This window comes from Phenylobacterium ferrooxidans (assembly GCF_042714595.1).
Taxonomy (GTDB): Bacteria; Pseudomonadota; Alphaproteobacteria; order Caulobacterales; family Caulobacteraceae; genus Phenylobacterium; species Phenylobacterium ferrooxidans.
Map to the genome: position 1 here is coordinate 1 of NZ_JAOTJD010000096.1, position 1,037 is coordinate 1,037.

Here is a 1,037-nt window from a genome sequence, read left to right on the forward strand (position 1 = left end):
TGTGGATTCTCGTTCGAAGTGCAACACCCTGGAGAAGGCCTCGGCTGGGGTGTGGAAGTCCAGGCACTGTCTTGGGGTGTGGTTGTAGGCCTGCGCGACGGCGATGATGCGGGCTGGCGAGACGTCGTCGAGGTTGGTTTTCCGGGGCAGGAAGCGGCGGATGCGGCCGATGGCGTTCTCGACGCCGCCCTTCTGCCAGGGGGCGTGGGGATCGCAGAAGTAGGTGGCCAAGCCGAGGCTGTGGTGCTCGGCGAACTCTGTGCCGTTGTCGAAGGTCACTGACTGTTTGAGGCGCTTGGGCAGCGCTTCGAGCAGGCCGCCGAGGGTCTTGGCGGTGGGCTTGGCCTTGCGGGTGGCGGTCTTGACGAGGGCGGTGAGGCGCGTGGTCCGCTCGTGCAGGACGAGCACCGACTGGCCGTAGGTTGAGAACAGCATGAAGTCGGCTTCCCAATGGCCAGGCTGGTCGCGCGTCAGAGCTTCGGCTGGCCGCTCGGCGAGCCCAACCCGTTGCTGGATAAAGCTTGCCGGGGAGCCGCCCTTGTGGCCGCGCCGCCCGCGCCTGGCCTTGGCGCGCGGCAGATAGAAGCGCCAGGCGCCGTCGTTGGTACGCTTCAGCTGGGCGTAGATGAAGCGGTAGATGGTCTCGCAGCCGATGACGGGCCGGCCCTCCTCGAGCCTCAGCCGGCCCGAGACCTGCTCGGGCGACCAGCCCCTGCGGAGGCCCGTCAGCACCTGCTCGCGCAGGGCCTCATCACGCTCAAGCCGCGCCCCGGACCAGCGCCGGGCCGCCGTCTGAGCGTGGGCGTAGGTCGGCTTGTAGGCGCCCGCGCGCGGGCCAGATCCGGTGTTGCGCTTCAGCTCCCGCGAGATGCTCGACGGCTGGCGATCCAGAGCTGCAGCGATCTGCCGGATCGACGACCCCGAGCCACGTAGCCGGGCAATCTCGCACCGCTCATCAAGACTGAGCTGCTCGTAGAGCCGTCCCATGACAACACCTCCGCCAATGCAGGGTGTTGCACTTCGTTTGAGAACTCAGG

General features: G+C 67.7%; 1 protein-coding gene. It reads right to left on the bottom strand.

What is annotated here, in order from left to right:
• The coding region (locus OCL97_RS22605; protein WP_377371947.1) for an IS30 family transposase at nucleotides 1-987 on the bottom strand (987 nt) is incomplete at its 3' end.
• Nucleotides 988-1,037 lie beyond the last annotated feature (50 nt).